Annotated in this window: 16 protein-coding genes; 14 read left to right on the top strand and 2 right to left on the bottom strand. The window is 71.5% G+C overall.

The genetic code is table 11. From position 1 onward, the window contains the following. The first annotated feature begins 133 nt into the window (after nt 1-133). The 3 genes from ACWDY5_RS16650 to ACWDY5_RS16640 all read left to right on the top strand — a co-directional run bounded on the left by ACWDY5_RS16650 (nt 134) and on the right by ACWDY5_RS16640 (nt 2,301). Nucleotides 134-766, top strand: coding sequence for a Maf family protein (locus ACWDY5_RS16650; RefSeq protein WP_449723064.1), 633 nt, complete (start codon nt 134-136; stop codon nt 764-766). A gap of 77 nt (nt 767-843) precedes the next feature. Beyond that, entirely contained in the window at nt 844-921 is a 78-nt protein-coding gene (locus tag ACWDY5_RS16645; RefSeq protein WP_374205690.1) for a putative leader peptide, read from the top strand. Nucleotides 922-978: 57 nt separating this feature from the next. Continuing rightward, entirely contained in the window at nt 979-2,301 is a 1,323-nt protein-coding gene (locus ACWDY5_RS16640) for a dicarboxylate/amino acid:cation symporter (RefSeq protein ID WP_449723063.1), read from the top strand. Between the two features lie 6 nt (nt 2,302-2,307). Here the strand turns inward: ACWDY5_RS16640 and ACWDY5_RS16635 are convergent, their stop codons facing one another. Next, on the bottom strand, nt 2,308-3,066 hold the full coding sequence (locus ACWDY5_RS16635; RefSeq protein ID WP_449723062.1) for a hypothetical protein: 759 nt from the start codon (nt 3,064-3,066) through the stop codon (nt 2,308-2,310). A gap of 181 nt (nt 3,067-3,247) precedes the next feature. On the opposite strand from ACWDY5_RS16635, the gene ACWDY5_RS16630 reads away from it, so the two are divergent. The 9 genes from ACWDY5_RS16630 (at nt 3,248) to ACWDY5_RS16590 (ending at nt 9,947) form a co-directional block, all read left to right on the top strand. Continuing rightward, on the top strand, nt 3,248-5,005 hold the full coding sequence (locus tag ACWDY5_RS16630; RefSeq protein WP_449723061.1) for an acetyl/propionyl/methylcrotonyl-CoA carboxylase subunit alpha: 1,758 nt from the start codon (nt 3,248-3,250) through the stop codon (nt 5,003-5,005). 5 nt (nt 5,006-5,010) lie between these two features. Continuing rightward, on the top strand, nt 5,011-5,277 hold the full coding sequence (locus tag ACWDY5_RS16625; protein WP_449723060.1) for a hypothetical protein: 267 nt from the start codon (nt 5,011-5,013) through the stop codon (nt 5,275-5,277). Nucleotides 5,278-5,345: 68 nt separating this feature from the next. Then, on the top strand, nt 5,346-5,831 hold the full coding sequence (locus tag ACWDY5_RS16620; RefSeq protein WP_449723059.1) for a DUF1707 SHOCT-like domain-containing protein: 486 nt from the start codon (nt 5,346-5,348) through the stop codon (nt 5,829-5,831). A gap of 9 nt (nt 5,832-5,840) precedes the next feature. Further along, nucleotides 5,841-6,290: a DUF1707 SHOCT-like domain-containing protein gene (locus ACWDY5_RS16615; RefSeq protein ID WP_449723058.1), complete on the top strand. Its 450-nt coding sequence runs from the start codon at nt 5,841-5,843 to the stop codon at nt 6,288-6,290. A gap of 10 nt (nt 6,291-6,300) precedes the next feature. Then, nucleotides 6,301-6,840 (top strand): GNAT family N-acetyltransferase, encoded by a 540-nt coding sequence (locus ACWDY5_RS16610; protein WP_449723057.1) that lies wholly within the window; start codon nt 6,301-6,303, stop codon nt 6,838-6,840. A gap of 20 nt (nt 6,841-6,860) precedes the next feature. After that, nucleotides 6,861-7,442 carry a DUF3558 domain-containing protein gene (locus ACWDY5_RS16605; RefSeq protein WP_449723056.1) on the top strand — a complete coding sequence of 194 codons (582 nt, stop codon included), beginning with the start codon at nt 6,861-6,863 and terminating at the stop codon, nt 7,440-7,442. Nucleotides 7,443-7,582: 140 nt separating this feature from the next. Next, entirely contained in the window at nt 7,583-7,969 is a 387-nt protein-coding gene (locus ACWDY5_RS16600; RefSeq protein WP_252485169.1) for a transcriptional regulator, read from the top strand. A 14-nt stretch (nt 7,970-7,983) separates the two neighbouring features. Then, nucleotides 7,984-9,156 carry a PPE domain-containing protein gene (locus ACWDY5_RS16595; protein WP_449723055.1) on the top strand — a complete coding sequence of 391 codons (1,173 nt, stop codon included), beginning with the start codon at nt 7,984-7,986 and terminating at the stop codon, nt 9,154-9,156. Then, entirely contained in the window at nt 9,153-9,947 is a 795-nt protein-coding gene (locus tag ACWDY5_RS16590) for an ESX secretion-associated protein EspG (protein WP_449723054.1), read from the top strand. The genes ACWDY5_RS16595 and ACWDY5_RS16590 overlap by 4 nt, the downstream gene beginning before the upstream one ends. 4 nt (nt 9,948-9,951) lie before the next feature. Here the strand turns inward: ACWDY5_RS16590 and glpD are convergent, their stop codons facing one another. Continuing rightward, nucleotides 9,952-11,694 (bottom strand): glycerol-3-phosphate dehydrogenase, encoded by a 1,743-nt coding sequence (gene glpD / locus ACWDY5_RS16585; protein ID WP_449723053.1) that lies wholly within the window; start codon nt 11,692-11,694, stop codon nt 9,952-9,954. Between the two features lie 180 nt (nt 11,695-11,874). Here glpD and ACWDY5_RS16580 point away from each other — a divergent pair, with 180 nt between their 5' ends. Both ACWDY5_RS16580 and glpK read left to right on the top strand, forming a co-directional pair. Continuing rightward, a complete protein-coding gene (locus ACWDY5_RS16580) occupies nt 11,875-12,612 on the top strand; it encodes an MIP/aquaporin family protein (protein WP_449723052.1) in 738 nt (245 codons plus the stop codon). A gap of 33 nt (nt 12,613-12,645) precedes the next feature. Then, nucleotides 12,646-14,166, top strand: a complete 1,521-nt coding sequence (gene glpK / locus ACWDY5_RS16575) for a glycerol kinase GlpK (RefSeq protein ID WP_449723051.1) — start codon at nt 12,646-12,648, stop codon at nt 14,164-14,166. The last annotated feature ends 20 nt before the right edge of the window (nt 14,167-14,186 follow it).

Genomic DNA, 14,186 nt, shown 5'->3' with positions numbered 1-14,186 from the left:
GTGGGGTTGGGGTGTTTTTTTTGCGGCCCCCCCCACCACGTATTTTTGCTTCGCGTGTGTCGAGGGCACGAACACACGACTACAAGAGCGCGAACGCCCGCGCGCGGAGCGCGCCAAACTACACTGCCCGGCCGTGCGCTTTGTATTGGCTTCCCAGTCCCCTGCCCGGCTTGGTGTCCTGCGCGCGGCGGGCATCGAACCCGTCGTGCACGTCTCCGGCGTCGACGAGGACGCGGTGGCCGCCGCCCTGCCCGACCCCAAGCCCGCCGAGGTGGTCCTCGCGCTGGCCGCGGCCAAGGCCGAGGCGGTGCTGCCCACGGTGGCCGCCGAGCTCGACGAGGCCGTGGTCGTCGGCTGCGACTCGATGCTGCTGATGGACACCCCGGACGGGCCGCAGATCGTCGGCAAGCCCGCGAGCACCGAGATCGCCCGGCAGCGCTGGCGGCTGATGGCCGGGCGCAGCGGCGAGCTGCTCACCGGGCACGCGGTCGTCCGGCTCAGCGGCGGCCAGGCGGTGGCCCGCGCGCAGGAGACCATGACCACCACGGTCCGCTGGTCCGCGCCGAGCGAGGCCGAGCTGGCGGCGTACCTGGCCAGCGGCGAGCCGCTGCACGTGGCCGGTGGGTTCACCCTGGACGGGCTGGGCGGCTGGTTCGTCGAGGGCATCGACGGCGACCACGGCAGCGTGATCGGGATCAGCCTGCCGCTGACCCGCAGGCTGCTGGCCGCGGTCGGCGTCTCGGTCGTTGATCTCTGGGCCAAATAGCCTGCTCAACGTGACTGTCCTCACCCGTTCGAAGGACAAGGAAGACGTGAGGGAGTTTTAGAGTTCTACCCATCGTCATGGGCATCCGATGGTTCTTCACCGAGCGCCGCCACGTCGACCTTGGTCGGCTGGCGAGTTCGCTCTGTCCGGCCTGAGCCGCACCCCCGCTCAGTCCCGGCCCATCGCCAACCCATGATCCCCTGGGGGAATCCGTGCTGTCCGCACTCAAGAAGTTCCCGTTCTGGGCGCAGACCGTCGCCGGTCTCGTGCTCGGCGTCCTGCTCGGCGTGCTCGCCAGAGCCAACGGCCTGACCTGGCTGTCCACCACGCTGGCCACCATCGGCTCCACCTTCGTGCAACTGCTCACGCTGGCCGTGGTGCCGCTGGTGTTCACCGCGATCGTGGTCAGCATCGCCAACCTGCGCAACGTCAACGGCGGACCCGGCACGGTGGCCAGGCTGGCCGGCAAGACGCTGCTCTGGTTCGGCATCACCTCGCTGATCGCGGTGCTGGTCGGCATCGCGGTCGGCCTGATCACCAACCCCGGACAGGGTGTCACCCTGCCGGTGGACCAGTCGTACAAGCCGAAGAGCCAGGGCGGCTGGCTGGACTTCCTCAAGGGCCTGCTGCCGACCAACCCGGTGCTGGCCTTCACCGAGGGCCGGGTGCTGCAGATCGTGTTCCTGGCCGTGGTGATCGGCATCGCCGCGTACAAGATCGGCGGCAAGGCCGAGCCGTTCGTGAACTTCAGCCGGTCCCTGCTGGAGATCACCCAGAAGGCGCTGTGGTGGGTCATCCGGCTCGCTCCGCTAGGCACGCTGGGCCTGATCGGCCGGGCCACCGCGCAGTACGGCTTCGACCTGCTCCGCCCGCTGGCCACCTTCGCCTTCGCGGTCTACCTGGGCTGCGCGATCGTGCTGTTCGTGGTCTACCCGCTGCTGCTGGCGCTGGTCGGCAAGGTCAACCCGCTGCGCTTCTACGCCAAGGCCTGGGCGCCGATCCAGCTGGCCTTCGTCTCCCGCTCCTCCATCGGCACCCTGCCGCTGACCCAGCAGACCACCATCCGCCGCCTCGGCGTGCCGGAGCAGTACGCCAGCTTCGCGGTGCCCTTCGGCGCGACCACCAAGATGGACGGCTGCGCCGCGGTCTACCCGGCCATCGCCGCGATCTTCGTGGCCCAGGTGTTCAACGTGCCGCTGTCCTTCACCGACTACATCCTGATCGCCGCGGTGTCGGTCTTCGGCTCGGCCGCCACCGCCGGGCTCACCGGCGCGATCGTGATGCTCACCCTCACCCTGTCCACGGTCGGCCTGCCGCTGGCCGGGGTCGGCCTGATCATCGCCATCGACGCGATCCTGGACATGATCCGCACCGCCACCAACGTGGCCGGTCAGATGGTGGTCCCGGTGCTGGTCGCGCGCAGCGAGGGCACCTTGGACGACGAGGTCTTCAACGCGCCCGGCGGCGGCGACCCGCTGGCCGAGCGCGCGGAGGACGAGGTCAGGACCGAGGAGAAGGTGCCCGCGACGGTCTGAGCACCGTCACTGGCAGACCTTGAGCTGCTGCCTGGTTGGCGACAGGTTGTTCGGCCAGCCGGGCAGCAGCTCCTTCTTGGTCACCACCGCGGTGCAGCCGATGTAGCTGCCCTCGTGGTTGATCGCCTGCAGCACGAACCGCTTGCAGCCCTGGAAGTTGCCGTTGCCGTCGCAGGCGCTGGCCACCGAGAGCACCTCGGGGATGCCGTCGTCGTTGACGTCCCGCAGCTGGAGCACGCCCTGGTCGGAGGGGTAGTTGGCCTCCACCCGCACCCACGGCCGGGACGGCGGCTTCAGGTACAGCGTGCCCACCTTGGTGCCGTCGTCGGACTGGTTGAAGGTGACCAGGCAGGCCTGGTACCGGCTGGCGGCCTGGCAGCTCAGCGAGCCCTTCTGCACCTTGCCGCCGACGGAGATGGCCAGCGTCTCGTGCACGTTGAGCCCGGAGTCGCCGCCCTCGTCGAAGCGCACCCGGCTGAAGCCGCCGGAGGCGTCGGCGAGCAGCTCCACCTTGGTGTTGCCGACCGTGGTGGCCTCCACGCCGACGCACGGCCCGGACCCGCAGCGCAGCGCGGGCGCGGCCGAGGGGGAGCTGGCAGGCGGGCGCTCGCCGGCGGAGGGCAGGCCGGCGCCGGGGACCCCGCCCGAGGCGGCCGGTCCCTCCCGGAGCAGGGCGGCCCCCAGCAGCGCGGCCACCGTGGCCACCGCCGAAGCCACCATCGCGACCTTCACCAGCCTCGGCACCCTGGCCGTCTGCTCGGCCACCGCCGCCACCTCCACCTCTCGCCCACCGGGCTCCATACCATCAACGCGGACACACCACGTGAGGTTGCTCTCGCTCAGTGCATCACCACTGGACCCTAGACTCGCCGAACACCACCCTTTTCGATGACGTGTCGTCTCGTAAGAACGTGTCGTCCCGGGGTCGTCAGCACATGGAGGTGCCGTGGCACTGCGCAAGGTGCTCATCGCCAACCGCGGTGAGATCGCCGTCCGAGTCATCAGGGCCTGCCGGGATGCCGGGCTGACCAGCGTCGCGGTCTACGCCGACCCGGAGAGGGACGCGCCGTTCGTGCGCCTGGCCGACGAGGCCTTCGCCCTGGGTGGCACCACGGCCGCCGAGTCCTACCTGGTCGTGGACAAGCTCCTCGAGGCGGCCAAGCGCGCGGGCGCGGACGCGGTGCACCCCGGCTACGGCTTCCTCTCCGAGAACGCCGACTTCGCCCAGTCGGTGCTGGACGCGGGCCTGACCTGGATCGGCCCGACCCCGCAGGCCATCCGCGACCTGGGCGACAAGGTGACCGCCCGGCACATCGCGCTGCGCGCGGGCGCCCCGCTGGTGCCCGGCACCAAGGACCCGGTCAACGGGCCGGCGGAGGTCGTCGCCTTCGCGCAGGAGCACGGCCTGCCGGTGGCGATCAAGGCCGCGTTCGGCGGCGGCGGGCGCGGACTGAAGGTGGCCCGCACGCTGGAGGAGATCCCGGAGCTGTTCGACAGCGCGGTGCGCGAGGCGGTCACCGCCTTCGGCCGCGGCGAGTGCTTCGTGGAGCGTTACCTGGACAAGCCGAGGCACGTCGAGGCCCAGGTGCTGGCGGACACGCACGGCAACGTGATCGTGGTCGGCACCCGCGACTGCTCGCTGCAGCGCCGCCACCAGAAGCTGGTGGAGGAGGCCCCCGCGCCGTTCCTCTCCGCCGAGCAGCGCGCCACCATCCACACCGCGGCCCGCGCGATCTGCGCCGAGGCCGGCTACCACGGCGCGGGCACGGTGGAGTTCCTGGTCGGCCAGGACGGCACCATCTCCTTCCTGGAGGTCAACACCCGGCTCCAGGTCGAGCACCCGGTCAGCGAGGAGACCGCCGGGATCGACCTGGTGCGCGAGCAGTTCCGCATCGCCGCGGGCGAGCGGCTGCGCTTCGACACCGACCCCGAGCCGCGCGGTCACTCCATCGAGTTCCGCATCAACGGCGAGGACGCCGGCCGCAACTTCCTGCCCGCCCCCGGCACGGTCACCCGGTTCGTCCCGCCCTCCGGCCCCGGCGTGCGGGTGGACGCCGGGGTGGAGAGCGGCAGCGTGATCGGCGGCCAGTTCGACTCGCTGCTGGCCAAGCTGATCGTCACCGGCGAGACCCGCGAGCAGGCCCTCGAGCGGTCCCGGCGGGCGCTGGACGAGCTGGTGGTCGAGGGCATGGCCACCGTGGTCCCGTTCCACCAGGCCGTGGTGCGCGATCCGGCGTTCACCGCGCAGGACGGCTTCACCGTGCACACCAGGTGGATCGAGACCGAGTTCGACAACACCATCCCGCCCTTCACCGGCGGCGCGGAGGCCGAGGCGGAGGACACCCCCCGGCAGACCGTGGTGGTCGAGGTCGGCGGCCGCAGGCTGGAGGTCTCGCTGCCCGGCGACCTGGCCGTCGGCGGCGGCGCGCCCGCGGCGAAGGCCAAGCCCAGCAAGCGTTCCGCGGGCAAGGCCGGGGCCGCGGTCTCCGGTGACGCGGTGGCCGCGCCCATGCAGGGCACCATCGTCAAGGTCGCGGTGGCGGAGGGCCAGCAGGTCAGCGCGGGCGAGCTGCTCGTGGTGCTGGAGGCGATGAAGATGGAGAACCCGGTCACCGCGCACAAGGACGGCGTCGTCACCGGCCTGTCCGCCAAGCCGGGAGAGACGGTGACCCAGGGCTCGGTGCTCTGCGAGCTGAAAGACTGACCAGAGTGGACAGTCCAATCACGACTGAGCAAAGCCTGTTGCTGGTCCTGCACGACCGCCAGGAGGCGGAGGACCTCGCGGAGGAGCTGCGCGCCGACGGCTGGGTGGTCGGCGGCGTGCACCGCGAGATGCTGGCCGGCGAGGACGACGCGGAGGACGTGGACTGGGTGGTGGTGCTGGAAACCGCCCCCGACGGCCTCCCCGCGTCCTGCTGGCAGGACCAGCTCGAGGACATCGCCGAGGCGCACGACGGCTTCGTCAGCCAGCCCTAGCCAAAAGTCGACCACGGCTGGCCAAAAGGCCGAGGGCACGGGCCGGTCGGATCCCTAACTTTGACGTTGTGAGCACATATGGGGATCACGTCGAGCTGCGGATCGGGGACACCGAGCGGACCGAGGCCGAGCGGTTGCTCGGTGAGCACCTCCGGGTCGGACGGCTGACCGCGGAGGAGTTCGGGGAGCGGGCCAACGTGGCCGCCTCCGCGCGCACCCGCCGGGAGCTGTCCATGCTCTTCGAGGACCTGCCCGCGCCGCACCCGACCTTCGAGCTGCCCGCGCCGCTGCAGTACCAGCCGCAGGTCACGCCGATGCCGCTGGCCGCGCCGCCGTCGCGGCAGTCCGAGTACGCCGCGCACACCGTGGTCAAGGTGATGGCGGTGCTGATCGGCGTGCCGGTGGCCGGGCTGACCCTGCTGGCCGGTGGCGGCTTCACGCTGGCCCTGGTCGACCGGCTGCCCGCCACGCTGGCCATGCTGACCGCGGCCTGCATCGGCGTGCTGGTGCTGGCCGGGGTCGTGGTGGCCGTACAGCGGTTCAAGCCGAAGTAGCATCGGAATGTGCCCAACGAGCCTGAGCTGCGGATCAGCGATCACGAGCGGTCCGAGGCGCTGACCGCGCTCGGCGAGCACTTCGCCATCGGCAGGCTGCAACTGACCGAGTACGACCAGCGAGCTGCCCAGGTGGCCGCCGCGCTGACCAGGGGCGAGCTGCACGCGCTGTTCGCCGACCTGCCCGAACCGCACCCGCGCTTCGACCACCTGCCCGCCGTGGTCAAGGCGACCAGCGGCGCGGTCGCCGTGCCCGACCCGCGCACCCCGGTCCAGCGGGCCGCCGCGGTGAGCCTGGTCGTGCTCGGCGTGGCCTGGATCCCGCTGATGATCTTCCTCGGCTGGTGGTGGTTCTTCTTCATCCCGCTGGGCTTCGGCGCGGTCTACGGCTCGCTGTGGGGCGAGGACTGGAACAGCAGGGACCAGGGCCGCAAGAAGGGCAAGAAGAAGCGCAAGTAGGTTTCCTTTCATGGAGCCGGTGGAGATCAACGCGGGTGCGTACTACCTGCGGCAACTGCGGGCGGACAACCTGATGGACGACCGGCCCGCCGTGCTGGCCGCGTTCACCGACCCGGAGCTGCGGCGCTGGGTCACCGGCTACCAGGTCGAGGACCTGGAGGCGGCCGGCCGCTACATCACGCTGCGCGCGCACGAGTGGCAGGAGGACCTGCGCTGCTCGTGGGCGGTGGCCGAGCCGACCACCGGCGAGATGCTCGCCGAGGTCGGCCTCAAGGACCTGGACCTGGTGCGCGGCATCGGTTCCGCGGCCTGCTGGACCCACCCCGCGCACCGCGGCCGGGGCGTGATGACCCAGGCCCTGCAGACCGCGCTCCGCTTCGGCATCGAGGCGCTGGGGCTGCGCCGGATCGGCTACCGGCACGCGGCGGGCAACGAGTCCTCCCGCCGGGTCGCGGAGAAGTGCGGCTTCACCCTGGAGGCCACCCTGCACCAGGCCACCACGGTCGACGGTGACCTGCACGACGTGCTCGCCTGGACCCTGATCGTCTGAGGTGAGCTAGCGTGCCCAGCGTGTCCAGACCGCTCCGGACCCTCGCGCTGTTGCTCGGCTGCCTGCTGCTGGCCGCCTGCACCCCGCCGCCGCCCCAGCCCACCACGCCGAACCCGCCGCCGGTCCCGGTCACCAACCCCAAGGTCTCCCTGCCGCCCCGGCCCAAGGAGATCAAGCTCGACCGGGTGGACCCGTGCACCCTGCTGACCACCCGCCAGCGCAAGACCCTCGGCATGGACCGCCCGCCGCTGCCCACCAGGTACCCCACCATGGGCAACGCCAAGGTCTGCGACTTCCGCGACTCCACCAGGGCGCTCACCGTGCGCATCGGCCTGGTGCTGGTCCAGGGCGTCGGCGTGTGGCTGGAGGAGACCGCCCAGGCCGACGCCAAGGCCGCCACGGTGGCCGGTTTCCCCGCGGTGGTGGTGCGCACCGCCGAGCAGACCAAGTTCTGCAACGTCGAGGTCGACGTGGCCGAGGGCCAGTTCCTGGACATCCAGTTCGGCGACGCGGGCAACGCCCACCCGCCCAGCCTGGACTCGCTGTGCGCCTCCGCCCAGGAGGTCGCCAACGCCGCGATGAGCACGCTCGCCGCCCGCTGAGACGAAGCACCCATCCAGCACCACCTGGATGGCCCGTTGACAGTTCACCAGTAGGTGGGATCGTTACGGAGACCGCACCAAGTGATCACTGTCGGTCGCTACAGTGACCGCGCAAGGATTGTCCAGTTCGGGGAGACGCCGTGCCGCGCACCAACTCCGCCAGTGGCGACGCTGTGCAGTCCGGGCTCGACTCCGTCAGCGGCGGTGGCGCCAAGGTCCGGGTCGAGCAGGCCGCGATCCCGACCATGCGCAAGGCCTTCCAGCGGGCGCTGGACAAGCTGACGCCGCAGATCGGGCACGCCCGCACGGATCTTCGGATGCGGCCGTGGGCCGGTGACCCGGTCAGCGACGAGGCCGCGGAGAAGTTCAACGAGCGCTCGATGGACGGCGGGGAGGCCGCGCTGAGCGCCCTGGAGGGCTACCAGCAGCAGCTGCAGACCGCGGTCAGGGCGTTGCAGGAGGTCGAGTACGAGTACCGCGGCGCCGAACGCGGGAATGCCGACTCGGTGCGGGTCAGCGGCTGCTGAGAGGGGACGCGACCATGGCTGACCATCGCTGGCAGGGCTATTCGCACCAGGAGCTGTACGGGCAGCTGCACGCCGGTCCCGGACCGGCGGCCTCGGCCACCTCGATCGGCCGGTGGTCGGACATGTCCGCCGCGCTGGCCGACATCGACGCCGAGATCAAGCAGGCCATCGGCAACTCCCGCGCGGACTGGACCGGCAAGGCCGCCGACGCCGCGGACGCCGCCCTGCACCCGCTGGCCCAGTGGGCACGGGACGCGCAGGCCGGGGCCGAACTGATGCGGCTGTCCGCCGAGCTCCAGGCCGAGTACGTGGGCAAGGCCCGCGCGGACATGCCCGCTCCCATGGAGGTCACGGCCGAGAAGCCGAACATGCTGGTCACCGGCGTGGTGCACCTCTTCGGCGGGCAGACCGACTACGAGCTGCAGGAGGCGGCGCAGAGCGCGGCCGAGCAGCGGGCCTTCGAGGTCATGGAGACCTACCAGACCAGCACCGCGGCCAACGTGGCCACGCTGGGCCAGTTCACCAAGCCGCCGGAGCTGCACCTGGACACCGGCCACGGCGCGCACCAGAGCAGCGGCCCGATCGGCACTGCCGCACCGCCGCCCGTCCGCCCGAGCCGGATCCCCCCGGCCCGCAGCGCGCCTGCCGCCACCGGCGGCCGCACCGGTTCCGCGCCCGTGCCGGCCCCACCCCGCTCGGGCGCTCCGGCACCTTCCGGCGCTCCCGCCCCCGGTACCCGCCTCAGCGGCGCGGCGCCACCGGCCGCGACCGGCTCCCCGGCGACCGCCTCGGGCGTCCCGGCCACCAGCGGCACCTCGCCGTCCAGCACGACCGCACCGTCCGCGGCCCGCCCCGGCGGCGCGCCCGCTCCCGGCTCCGCCCGCGAGCTGCCGCAGCCCCGCACCGAGGGCACCGGCACCTCCGCCGCGAGCACCCGCCCCGGCCCGCAGCACCGCCCGAACTGGGATGCCGCCGAGGCCACCCACCTCGCTGAGGCCCGCCGCGGCAACGCGCCGCAGGGCGTCCTCGGCCTGGACCCGACTCCCGCGCCGGTCGCGCCCGCCGCGGCCGCGCCGATGGGCCGGGCCAGGCGTGAGGACGACGGCGAGCACCAGAGCTTCCTGGTCGAGGACGAGGACGTCTTCGGCGACGCCCGCCAGTACGCGCCACCGGTGATCGGCGAGTGACCCTGTTCGAGCAGGGGCTGCGCGAGCCGATCGCGCTGACCGCGCTGGAGTTCGACGTGCTCTGGCAGCACCTCGGCCTCGGCCAGCCGCCCCTGGTGATCAAGGTGCCCTCGCCCGGCCGCACGCACACCGAGCGCGCCGGGCTGGAACGCCAGGCCTGGGACGCGCTGGAGGCGCGCGGGCTGGGCCGCCCGGTCGCGGTGGACGAGGAGCTGGCCGCGCTGCTGCGCCTGCTCGCCGACCCGGCCCGCGAGGTGGACGGCAGGCTGTGGCTGGGCCGCAGCGTGCGGGTGCTGGCCGCCGCCCGCGAGGAGGAGGGCGCGCTCGCCGTGCTCGACTCCGGCCAGCTCACCGTCAAGGCCATCTCCGGGCTGAGCCTGCCGCGCGAGGCCGTGGGCGTGCTGCGCCCGCTGCCCGCCGGTCCCGGCCGCTCGGTCACCCTGCCCAGCGCCGAGCTGGACGCCGCCGCGGCCGCCGCGGGCAACTCCGCGGACCGCCTCGGCCCCGAGCTGGTCGAGCGCGGCATCCGGCAGGAGGACGCCACGGTCATCACCGAGATGATCAAGGACGCGGGCGACCTCGGCCAGTTCGGCGTGGCCGCCAAGGAGCAGTGGGAACGCCGCCGCAGGGCCGACCGCGTGATCGGCTTCTTCGACACCCCGGCGGGTCGCTACCTGCAGACCCGCCGCGGCGTGGACGGCGGCGCGGCCTGGAGCACCATCGCGCCGGTGGACAACCGCCGCCTCACCCAGCACCTGGAGGAGGTCCTCGCGGACCTCCTCGCTGGCTGAAACCTCAGCTGACCGGTTCGATGACCTCTGGCCTGGCCTCCGGCGCGGCCGAGCGCCGGGCGTCGGCGGCCTGGTCGTCCGGCTGGGTCTGCGAGTCCCGTTCGGCCTCGACCCGCGCGGTGTAGACCTCGACCTCGTGCGCGACCCGCTGGTCGTCCCAGCCGTGCACCCCGGCCATCAGCCTGGCCGCCGCCTCCGCGCTCTCCACGCCGCGGTGCGGGTACTCGATGGAGATCCGGGTGCGCCGGGTGAGCGCGTCCTCCAGGTGCAGCGCGCCCTCGGCCGCCGCCGCGTAGACGATCTCGACCTGCAGGTAGTCCGGCGCGCCTGCCAGCGGGCGGAGCAGCTCGGGGTTGCCCTCGGCGGTGGCCAGCACCTGGTGCACCAGCGAGCCGTAGCGGTCCAGCAGGTGCCGCACCCGGTAGGGGTGCAGGCCGTGCTTGGCGCCCAGCTGGTCGGCCTGGTTGACCAGCGCGTGGTAGCCGTCCGCGCCCAGCAGCGGCACCTTGTCGGTGATCGAGGACATGATCCGGCCGGGCAGGTCGGGGCTGGCCGCGTCGATCGCGTCCGCCGCCATCACCCGGTAGGTGGTGTACTTGCCGCCCGCGATGGCCACCAGGCCCGGCGCGACCCGCGCCACCGCGTGCTCCCTGGAGAGCTTCGAGGTGTCCTCGCTCTCGCCGGAGAGCAGCGGCCGCAGGCCCGCGTACACGCCCTCGATGTCCTCGTTGGTCAGCGGCGTGGCCAGCACCTTGTTGACGTGGGTGAGGATGTAGTCGATGTCCTTCTTGGTGGCCGCGGGGTGCGCCAGGTCGAGGTTCCAGTCCGTGTCGGTGGTGCCCACGATCCAGTGGTTGCGCCACGGGATGACGAACAGCACGGACTTCTCGGTGCGCAGGATCATCCCGCTCTCGGACACGATCCGGTCCCTTGGCACCACGATGTGCACACCCTTGCTGGCGCGCACCCGGAACCGCCCTCGGGTACCGGCCAGCCGCTGGATCTCGTCGGTCCACACGCCGGTGCAGTTGATCACCGCGTGCGCCTTGACCTCGATCTCCTCGCCGGTCTCCACATCGCGCACGTGCACGCCCGCCACCCGGTCTGCCTCCCGGACCATGCCGGTGACCTGGGTGGAGGTGCGCACCACCGCGCCGTAGTGGGCCGCGGTGCGGGCCACGGTCATGGTGTGCCTGGCGTCGTCGGCCTGGGCGTCGTAGTAGCGGATGCCGCCGATCAGCGCGCTGCGCTTGAGCGCAGGCACCATCCGCAGCGCGCCCGCCCTGGTCAGGTGCTTCTGCCCGGGAACGGACTTGGCGCCGCCCATGGTGTCGTAGAGGAACAGGCCGGCCGCGGTGTAGGGGCGCTCCCAGATCCGCTTGGTCAGCGGGTAGAGGAAGCTCACCGGCTTCACCAGGTGCGGCGCGATCCGGGTGATCATCAGCTCCCGCTCCCGCAGGGCTTCCCTGACCAGACCGAACTCCAGCTGTTCGAGGTAACGCAGGCCGCCGTGGAAGAGCTTGCTGGAGCGGCTGGAGGTGCCGGAGGCCAGGTCGCGCGCCTCGACCAGGGCCACCCGCAGACCACGCGTAGCGGCGTCCAGAGCCGCGCCCGCGCCGGTCACGCCGCCACCGATGATCACCACGTCGAAGTGCTCGGATCCCAGTCTGCGCCAAGCTTCCTGCCGCTCAGCCGGTCCCAAACGACCCTGCACGATCTCCGCGCTGCTCTCCTTGGCCTTGGCCACTGAACGTCGCCTCCCTGCTCGGCTTGGACGCGGGGCCTACGCTACCGCTCCACACGTGTCCACGTGCACTGACAGTAATAACGAAACTGTCCCGTTTCGAATTCTACCGTAGACAGTTGATCGGCCCGGGACTACGTTCCCCAGCTCAGACGCAATGGAGCGGACTGAGGGAGGACGCGCATGTCCGGCGGAGCAATCTTCGTCTGGGAGCTGATCGGCACCGCGGTGCTGATTCTGCTGGGCGCAGGCGTGGTGGCCAACACCGTGCTGAAGAACTCACTGGGGAACAACGGTGGCTGGCTGCTGATCACCTTCGGCTGGGGTTTCGCGGTCTTCGCGGGCGCCAGCATCGCCGCTCCCAGCGGCGCGCACCTCAACCCGGCGGTCACCCTCGGCCTGGCCACCGCGGGCAAGCTGGACTGGGCGCTGGTGCCGATCTACTTCATCGCCCAGCTGCTCGGCGCCTTCCTCGGCGCGGTGCTCTGCTGGCTGGCCTACAAGCTCCAGTTCGACACCCACGACGACCCCGGCGGCACGCTGGGCATCTTCTCCACCGGCCCCACCGTGGACCACAAGGTCTGGAACACCGTCACCGAGGTGATCGGCACCTTCGTGCTGGTGCTGTGGATCCTGCTCAGCCCAGGCGCGAAGACCGCCACCGACGGCCTGCCGCAGTTCGGCAACGCCGCGCTGGGCTACGCCGCGGTGATGTTCGTGGTGGTCGGCATCGGCGCCTCCCTGGGTGGCCCGACCGGCTACGCGATCAACCCGGCCCGCGACCTCGGCCCGCGCATCGCCTACGCGCTGCTGCCGATCAAGGGCAAGGGCGGCGCGAACTGGGGTTACTCCTGGGTGCCCGTGGTCGGCCCGCTGATCGGCGGCGCACTCGCCGGCCTGCTCTCCCTCGCACTGGCCTGATCCCGCTGACCCGAAAGGCAAAGAGGCAGCAACATGTCCGCTGAAGCGCGTTACGTGGCCGCCATCGACCAGGGCACGACCTCCACCCGGTGCATGGTCTTCGACCACTCCGGCCGGGTGGTCTCGGTCGACCAGACCGAGCACGAGCAGATCTTCCCCAAGGCGGGCTGGGTCGAGCACAACGCCGAGGAGATCTGGCGGAACACCCGCAAGGTGTGCGGCGGGGCACTGGCCAAGGCCGACATCCAGAACTCCGACCTCGCCGCGGTCGGCATCACCAACCAGCGCGAGACCGCGGTGGTCTGGGACAAGAACACCGGCAAGCCGGTCTACAACGCGATCGTCTGGCAGGACACCCGCACCGACGCGATCTGCGACTCGCTGGCCGCGCTGGGCGGCGGCCAGGAGCGCTACCGCTCCCGCACCGGGCTGCCGCTGGCCACCTACTTCTCCGGCCCCAAGGTCCGCTGGATCCTGGACAACGTCGAGGGCGCGCGGGAGAAGGCCGAGGCAGGGGACCTGCTCTTCGGCAACATGGACACCTGGGTGCTGTGGAACATGACCGGCGGCCCGGACGGCGGTCTGCACTACACCGACCCGACCAACGCCTCCCGCACCCTGCTGATGGACCTCGACACCCTGGACTGGGATGAAGAGATCTGCGCGGAGATGCAGATCCCGCTGTCCATGCTGCCGGAGATCCGTTCCTCCTCCGAGGAGTACGGCAAGGTCCGCGAGCGCGGCGTGCTGGCCGGGGTGCCGATCGCGGGCATCCTCGGCGACCAGCAGGCGGCCACCTTCGGTCAGGCCTGCCTGTCCCCCGGCGAGGCCAAGAACACCTACGGCACCGGCAACTTCGTGCTGCTCAACACCGGCAACGAGAAGGTGATGAGCGAGAACGGGCTGCTCACCACGGTCTGCTACAAGATCGGCGAGAACGCCCCGGTCTACGCCCTGGAGGGCTCGATCGCGGTCACCGGCTCGCTGGTGCAGTGGCTGCGGGACAACCTGGGCCTGATCCGCTCCGCTGCGGACATCGAGCCCCTGGCCAAGGGCGTGCAGGACAACGGCGGCGCGTACTTCGTGCCCGCCTTCTCCGGCCTGTTCGCGCCGTACTGGCGGGGCGACGCGCGCGGCGCGATCGTCGGCCTGACCAGGTTCGTGAACAAGGGTCACCTGGCCCGCGCCGCGCTGGAGGCCACCGCCTTCCAGACCCGCGAGGTCATCGACGCCATGAACGCCGACTCCGGGGTGCCGCTGACCTCGCTGAAGGTCGACGGCGGCATGGTGGTCAACGAGCTGCTCATGCAGTTCCAGGCGGACATCCTGGGCGTGCCGGTGATCCGGCCGGTGGTCAACGAGACCACCGCGCTGGGCGCGGCCTACGCGGCCGGTCTCGCGGTCGGCTTCTGGGCCGGCGAGGACGACATCAGGGCCAACTGGGCGCAGGACAAGCAGTGGGACCCGGCGATGGACGAGACCCACCGGGACAAGCAGTACCGCAACTGGAAGAAGGCGGTCACCAAGACCTTCGACTGGGTCGAGGCCGACTGACCAGCTGGACGTCGAAACGG

The sequence above is a fragment of the Crossiella sp. NPDC003009 genome (genome assembly GCF_053591555.1).
Note: the sequence above shows the minus strand (reverse complement) of the source record. Positions and strands in the feature narration are given on the sequence as shown.